Origin of the sequence: Streptomyces phaeochromogenes (assembly GCF_001418655.1) — a bacterium.
GTDB lineage: Bacteria > Actinomycetota > Actinomycetes > Streptomycetales > Streptomycetaceae > Streptomyces > Streptomyces phaeochromogenes.
The window spans coordinates 1-7,572 of the sequence record NZ_LIQZ01000127.1; the positions used below are offsets into that span (position 1 = coordinate 1).

General features: G+C 70.3%; 4 protein-coding genes. 2 read left to right on the forward strand and 2 right to left on the reverse strand.

Translation table 11 applies throughout. The features are described 5' to 3' along the window. Positions 1-122: 122 nt before the first annotated feature. Positions 123-2,705, reverse strand: coding sequence for an ABC transporter permease (locus AOK17_RS18030; protein WP_055613521.1), 2,583 nt, complete (start codon positions 2,703-2,705; stop codon positions 123-125). After that, positions 2,702-3,490, reverse strand: a complete 789-nt coding sequence (locus AOK17_RS18035) for an ABC transporter ATP-binding protein (protein ID WP_055613522.1) — start codon at positions 3,488-3,490, stop codon at positions 2,702-2,704. Before AOK17_RS18035 ends, AOK17_RS18030 begins: the two co-directional genes overlap by 4 nt. 435 nt (positions 3,491-3,925) lie before the next feature. Between AOK17_RS18035 and AOK17_RS18040 the strand changes: the two genes are divergently transcribed. Then, positions 3,926-5,428 (forward strand): MFS transporter, encoded by a 1,503-nt coding sequence (locus AOK17_RS18040; protein WP_055613523.1) that lies wholly within the window; start codon positions 3,926-3,928, stop codon positions 5,426-5,428. 120 nt (positions 5,429-5,548) lie between these two features. Continuing rightward, positions 5,549-7,572: hypothetical protein (locus AOK17_RS18045; RefSeq protein ID WP_157881352.1), on the forward strand; the 2,024-nt coding region annotated here is incomplete at its 3' end.

Sequence of the window (7,572 nt, forward strand, 5' to 3'; positions counted from 1 at the left end):
GGGCGGCGGGGGCGAAAACACCCCAGAGCCCGGCACCCGCAAGTCCGGAGACTTGCGGGTGCCGGGCTCTTCCCCCGTGACCCCCGTCCACGGTGGCTCTGAGGCGACCGCCGCTACCGCGGCTATTCCGTCGCGATCGCGTTCAGCACGTTCATCCGGCCCGCCCGGAACGCGGGCACCAGCGCGGCGAACAGCCCCACGAAGGCCGACCCGATGAAGACGCCGATGATCGTCGGCCAGGGGATCTCGAGGACCTTCAGGCCCTCCAGGGCGAGGAGCTGCTGGGCGGTGGCGCCCCAGCCCATCCCCAGCCCGAGCCCGAGCAGCGCTCCGAAGAGGGCGATGACGACCGACTCCAGCCGGATCATGCGCCGGAGCTGGCGCCGGGAGAGCCCGATGGCACGCATCAGGCCGATCTCGCGGGTCCGCTCCACCACCGACAGCGCCAGGGTGTTCACGACACCCAGGACCGCCACGATGATCGCGAGCGCCAGCAGGCCGTAGACCATGTTCAGCAGCTGGCCGATCTGGTCCTTGAGCTCCTGCTTGTAGTCGGTCTGGTCACGGACCTGGTACTGCGGGTACGGGTCCAGGGCCTTCTTCAGGGCCGTGTACGCCGTCTTCTCCTGGCCCTCCTTGGCCGTGGCGAACATGATGTCGTTCGGCGGGATCTTGTCGGCCGGGACGTACTTCTCCATCGTGGCGATGCTCATGTACCGCGCGCCCTTGTCGATGGCCACGTCGTCGTTCGTGATCGCCGCGACCTTCAGCTTGGCGGTCTGGCCGCCCTTGAAGGCGACGGTCATCGTGTCGCCGACCTTCACGCCGTGCTTCTTGGCGTATTCGGAGCCGAGCGCCATCGCGTCCTTGCCGTACGCCGCCGACAGGTCACCGGCGGTCGTCTCGCGGCGCAGGTCGCTCGCGTACGTCGGGTCCGCGGCCGTGACGTCGCTGTCCTCGGTCTTGCCGTCGGGCGAGGTCAGCTTGGCCTCGACCTCCTTGTAGCTGGTGACGTGCGCCAGGCCCGGCGTCGACTCGATGGCCTTCTGGGCCTGCGGCACGATCCGCTGGTTGCCCTGGACGATGAAGTCCGTACCGACCGACTTGTCGAGCTCCTCGGTCGCGGAGGCCACCATCGAGGAGCCGACCACGGAGAGGCAGGCGACCAGCGCGAGGCCGATCATCAGGGCCGCGCCGGTGGCGCCGGTGCGGCGCGGGTTGCGCAGCGCGTTCCGCTCCGCCAGCCGTCCCACGGGTCCGAAGCCGCGCAGCAGGATCGCGCTGATGGCCCGGACCACGACACCGGCGAGCAGCGGGCCGATGATGACGAACCCGATCAGCGAGAGCACCACACCGGCGCCGAGCATCATCGAGCCGTCCGCGGCCTTGTCGGCGCCGGCCGCCGTGAAGAGCGCGGCGCCGCCGGCTCCCGTGAGGAGGAGGCCGATGATGCCCCGGATCCAGCCGGCCTTGCCGTCGGCCGGCGTACCGGCGTCGCGCAGCGCGGCCATCGGGGAGACCTTGCCCGCGCGGCGGGCGGGCAGATAGGCGGCGAGCACCGTGACGACGACACCGAGGACCAGGCCGATGACCGGGGTCGTGGTCTTCACCGTCAGGTCGGCGGTGGAGAGGTTCATGCCCGCCATCGACATGAGCTTCATCAGGCCGATCGCGATACCGACACCCGCGGCGACACCCAGGATCGAGCCGATGACGCCGAGGAACAGCGCCTCGACCAGCACGGACCGGTTGACCTGCTTGCGGGACGAACCGATCGCCCGCATCAGGCCGATCTCACGGGTGCGCTGGGCGACCAGCATCGAGAAGGTGTTGATGATCAGGAAGATGCCGACCAGGAAGGCGATTCCGGCGAAGCCGAGCATGGCGTACTTGATGACGTTCATGAACTCGCCGATGCCCTCGCGGTTCTCGTCCGAGAACTCCTTCTGCGTCTGGATCTTGTACGCCCCGGTGGCCTTCTCGGCACCGGCGAGGGTCGTGGAGACGTTCTGCTTGAGCTGCGTGTCGGTGACGCCCTGCGCCGCCGAGACGTAGATCTGCGTGAACCGGCCGGTGGCGCCGAGCAGTTCGCGCTGGGCGGTGGCGGTGTCGAAGTAGACGACGGCGGCACCGGGGTTGGTCACCTTGAAGGTGGCTATGCCGACGATCTTCGCCTTGAAGTCACCGGTGACGGCGATGGTGCGCAGCTCGTCACCCATCTTGAGGTTGTGCTTGTCCGCGGTGTCGGCGTCGACCATCACCTCGGTGGGCCCGCGCGGGGCGTGCCCTGAGGTGATCTCCATCGAACGCAGGTCGTTCTTCGTCCAGTTGCCCGCGATCGTCGGGGCGCCGGTGCTGGACCCCATGTTCTTGTTCTTGCTGTTGACGACGGTCACGTTCATCGAACTGACCGCGCCCTCGGCCGACTTGACGCCCTGGGCCTTCTGCGCCTGGGTGACGGTCGACGCGGGCAGCGACTCGGGCTTGCCGTTCTGCGGGGTGTCGTCGGCCTTGGCCGCCTTGGGGGAGATCGTGACGTCGGACGCGGTGGTCGCGAAGAGCTTGTCGAAGGTCGTGTTCATCGTGTCGGTGAAGACGAGCGTGCCGCACACGAAGGCCACCGACAGCAGGACGGCGACGGCCGACAGGGCCATCCGTCCCTTGTGCGCGAAGAAGTTGCGCATCGAGGTCTTGAAGACGGTCATGACGTGCGCCCCCGGGCGTCGAAGTCCTTCATGCGGTCCAGGACGGCGTCCGCGGTGGGCCGGTACATCTCGTCGACGATCCGGCCGTCGGCGAGATACAGCACACGGTCCGCGTACGAGGCCGCCACCGGGTCGTGCGTGACCATCACGATGGTCTGGCCGAGCTCGTCGACCGAGCGGCGCAGGAAGCCCAGCACCTCGGCGCCGGCACGGGAGTCGAGGTTTCCGGTCGGCTCGTCACCGAAGATGATCTCGGGCCGAGCGGCCAGCGCCCGGGCCACGGCGACGCGCTGCTGCTGACCACCGGAGAGCTGGTTGGGCCGGTGCTTGAGCCGGTCCTTGAGCCCGACGGTCTCCACGACCTGGGCCAGCCAGCCCTTGTCCGGCTTGCGGCCGGCGATGTCCATCGGCAGCGTGATGTTCTCCAGCGCGCTCAGCGTCGGCAGCAGGTTGAACGCCTGGAAGATGAAGCCGATACGGTCCCGGCGAAGCTGCGTGAGCTTCTTGTCCTTGAGGCCGGTGATCTCGGTCTCGTCCAGGTAGATCTGCCCGGAGGACACGGTGTCGAGTCCGGCGAGGCAGTGCATCAGCGTGGACTTGCCGGAGCCCGAGGGGCCCATGATCGCGGTGAACTGCCCCCGCGCGATGTCCACGTCGACCTGGTCGAGGGCGACGACGCGGGTCTCACCGGACCCGTACGCCTTCACGACCTGCCGCGCCCGTGCCGCGACGGCCGTACGTCCTCCAGTGCTGCCGTGCCTGGGAATGGTTACAGCCGATGTCACGGTATGTCTCCTAAGTCGGACGCCCTTGAGGACGACGGGATCTGCGCTTGTGTATGTGGTTCGTTCACGCCGTTCGGTACTGCGATAAGTCTGGTGGCGGCGGGTGGTCCACCGCGCTGGTGCCCAGCGCAGTCTTCTGCTGGGGTAAACCCCACCCCGGCAGGTGCGGTACGCCGCCCCCCAGCGGCATAAAGCCAGGTTAAAGAGCGGTTCGGCCCGTCTCCTCCTCCGGCAGTACGAACCCTCCCCGGGCCGTAGTACGGAGAGCCCCCTAGGGGATCTCCACCTGCCGGTGGACCCCCTCTCAGGGACGCCTCCACCCACCAGCCCAGTCAGCGTCCACCCTCCCGCCACGTGAGGGTCAAGTGGGAGAGTGGCTTCCGGCAGATAGGTGCAGGGGGAAGGAATCCAGTGGGCCAGGGGGAAGACACCGAGATAACCGCCACCAAGGAGGACGAGCCCGCCGCGCGGGCCGGGGCCCGAGGCCGACGGGCCGTCGTCGCCTCCCTCATGCTCTGCATGGGTCTGGCCGCGCTCGACTCCACGATCGTCTCGACGGCCGTCCCGCAGATCGTCGGCGACCTGGGCGGCTTCTCCGTCTTCTCGTGGCTGTTCTCCGGCTATCTGCTGGCCGTGACGGTCACCCTGCCCGTCTACGGCAAGCTCTCCGACACCTTCGGCCGCAAGCCGGTGCTGATCGCCGGCTCGATCCTCTTCCTCCTCGGCTCCCTGCTCTGCGCGCTGGCCTGGAACATGGCCGCGTTGATCGCGTTCCGGATCGTCCAGGGCCTCGGCGGCGGCGCCCTCCAGGGCACGGTCCAGACCCTCGCCGCCGACCTCTACCCGCTCGAACAGCGCCCCAAGATCCAGGCCAAGCTGTCCACGGTCTGGGCCACCTCGGCGGTCGCGGGCCCGGCGCTCGGCGGAGTCCTCGCCACCTACGCCGACTGGCGCTGGATCTTCCTCATCAACCTGCCGCTCGGCGCGGTCGCCCTCTGGCTGCTGATCCGCCACCTCCACGAGCCCCAGCGCGAACGGAGGACCACCGAGCGCCCCCGCATCGACTGGGCCGGCGCGCTCACGGTCTTCGCCTGCGGCGGCGTACTCCTGACGGCCCTGGTGCAGGGCGGGGTGGCCTGGCCCTGGCTCTCGCCGCCCTCAATGGCCTTGTTCGGTACGGGACTTGCCCTGATCGCCGGTCTCGTCCTCATCGAACGCCGGGCCGCCGAACCGATCATCCCCGGCTGGGTCTGGCGCCGCCGCACCATCGCCGCCGTGAACCTGGCACTCGGCGCGCTGGGCCTCCTGATGGTCGCCCCGACGGTCTTCCTCCCGACGTACGCACAGTCGGTGCTCGGCCTCGCCCCCATCACCGCCGGATTCGTGCTCTCCGTATGGACGTTGAGCTGGCCCGTCTCGGCGGCCCTCAGCCAGCACGTCTACCGTCGTATCGGCTTCCGCCACACGGCGATGCTCGGCATCGGGGCGGCCACCCTGATCCTGTTCGCCTTCCCCTTCCTCCCGTACCCCGGCGAGGCCTGGCAGCCGACGCTCCTGATGTTCCTGCTGGGCGGCGCGCTCGGTCTCTTCCAACTCCCGCTGCTCGTCGGCGTCCAGTCGAGCGTCGAGTGGAACGAACGCGGTACGGCGACAGCCTCCGTACTCTTCTGCCGCCAGACCGGCCAGACGATCGGCGCCGCCCTCTTCGGCGCGGTCGCGAACGGGGTACTGGCCGCGCGGCTCGGCGGCGCGGGCGACCTGGACTCGGTGACGAAGGCACTCGACTCGGGCGCCTCCGGCGAACACGTACGCCGAGCGGTCGCCGAGGCCGTCCACTCCGTCTACTTCGGCGCGGCCTGCGCGGCCGGACTCGCCTTCCTGGTCCTGCTGTTCGTGGCGCCGCGCCGCTTCCCGGTGCTCAAGAACCCCGGGGACTGAGGTACGCGGCACGACCTGGCACAACTGCTCCCCCCAGGGGTCATCCCCGAGCGCACGTCCCGGGTACGCCCCTCCTCACGCAGGACGCCCGCCATCGGCCCGCCCGGTTCTGCTGGACCGATGGGACTCAACAGGCGCACGGCGATGCAGGCCGGCCTCCTGACGACCGCGGTGTCGGCACTGGGGCTGAACTCGGCGCACCCGCAAGCCACTTCGGCCTCGGTGCCACCCCTCACGGTCCAGGGCGAGGCGGCGGTCCGGACGAACATCCCGGTCGTACGGGACCGCCGCGCGTCCGGGGGCGGTTACCTCGCCCTGACCACCAAGAGGAAGCCCCCGAAGGAGGGTTGGTACGCCACGTATTCGGTCCCGGCCCCCGAGGCAGGCGTGTACGCGCTGACCGCGGTCGCCACGGCCCCGGTCGAGACACCGCACACCGAGGCGACGGCCTCGTACCTCCAACTCGCGCTGAATGAGGGCGGATTCGCGGAGGTCGCCCGCTCCCAGCCGCACTGGTACGAGTCGATGCCGGCCTGGGGCGGCCTCTCCGTCCTCGACCTCGGTGAGCTCGAACTCCGGCGCGGCGAGAACAGGTTGACGTTCCGGGTGACGGAACCGACGGTCCTGGAGACGGGGACGGCGTACGCGCTCGCGCTGGACCGCTTCACGCTGCGACGGCGGGAGGGGGTGGAGCTGCGCGAGGTCCGCGCGGGCGGCGACGGCACGCTGAGCACGTACCGGTTCGGGGAGCCCGCGAGCCTGACCTTCGGCCTGAACGGCCGCCCCGACCGCCCGTACCGCCTGCGCTACACCGTCGTCGACTACTTCGGGGAACGGGTGGCGGAGGGTTACGCGACGATCAAGCCCGGCGACGAGACGACGGTGAAGGCCCCGCTCCCCCAACTCCCGCCCGGAAACTACCGGGTTGCCGCCTCCGCCGCCGACGCCAGTGACGCCGAAGCGGTGGTGGGCCACTTCGCATGCCTGCCCGCACTCCCCGCCGCGTCCGGCGACGCCAACCGCTTCGGCGTCAACGTCTGGGCCACGTCCCTCGTACCCCCCTCCCGCCTGGACGCCTTCGCCGCCGCGATGCGGGACATGGGCGCGGGCTGGATACGGGACGGCCAGGCATGGCCCGCGGCCGAGCCGAGCCCGGGCGCGTACGACACGGAACACCACGACCGGGTCACGCGGACGATGCGCCGTCACGGCCTGTCTCCTTTGGAGGTCATCTCGCCGGCTCCCGAGTGGGCGATGACGGCCGCCTCGCTCCCCCTCCCGGCGGATCTGCGGCACGCGTACCGCTACGCCCGCCGCCTGGCCTCCGGCCGTCCCGCCGCCGTCCAGCTCTCGAACGAGCCCGACGTGGACGTCACCAGCAGCACCGGCGACGCCCACGCGGCCTTCGTGAAGGCGGCGGCACTGGGCATCGCGGACGCCCCCGACCGGCCTCTCGCCGTCCTGCCGGGCATCGCGCAGACGGGCCACTTCCAGGACCTGCTGCTGGCGAACGACGTCGTGCGATACGCGGACGTATGGGCGTTCCACGGCTACCCGGACCCGGCCGAGCAGGACGAACCGGCCTTCCCGGGGGCGGCGGACGAGCAGCGCGAGCTGGCCGGGCGACTCGGTGCGGGTGAGGTGCCGCGGTGGATGACGGAATGCGGCGCGTTCTTCGCAGTGCGGCCGGGCGTCGATCTCACGCCCGCCCAACAGGCGGTCCAGGCCTGCTACTTGGTCCGCTCGATGGTGGAGGGGCTGGCGGCGGGGAACACCCGGCAGTTCTGGTTCGCGGGTCCACCGCTCCACGACGACGGCGTGTACTTCGGGCTGCTGAGCCGGGAGTTCCAGCCGCTGCCCGCGTACAGCGCGTGCGCGGCGCTGACGTCGTTGCTGGGCGAGGCGCACTTCACCGGGGTGGTGAGCGGGTTGCCCGCCTGGGCGGTCGGCTTCGAATTCGACTCGGGGCGGGGCGAGTCGGTACGGGTGCTCTGGTCGGCGAAGCCGGTGCGGATCCCGGTGCCGGGGGCGACGGTGTACGACATCATGGGCCGGCAGATGGCGACGGCCTCCGCCGAAGTGACCGTGTCCCGGGACCCCGTGTACGTGGGCACGGCGACCGCCGCCCGCCCGAAGGCCCACCC

Excerpts from the sequence above, each read along its gene's own strand:
- AOK17_RS18030 (WP_055613521.1), bottom strand. The coding sequence starts at position 2,705 with ATGACCGTCTTCAAGACCTCGATGCGCAACTTCTTCGCGCACAAGGGA.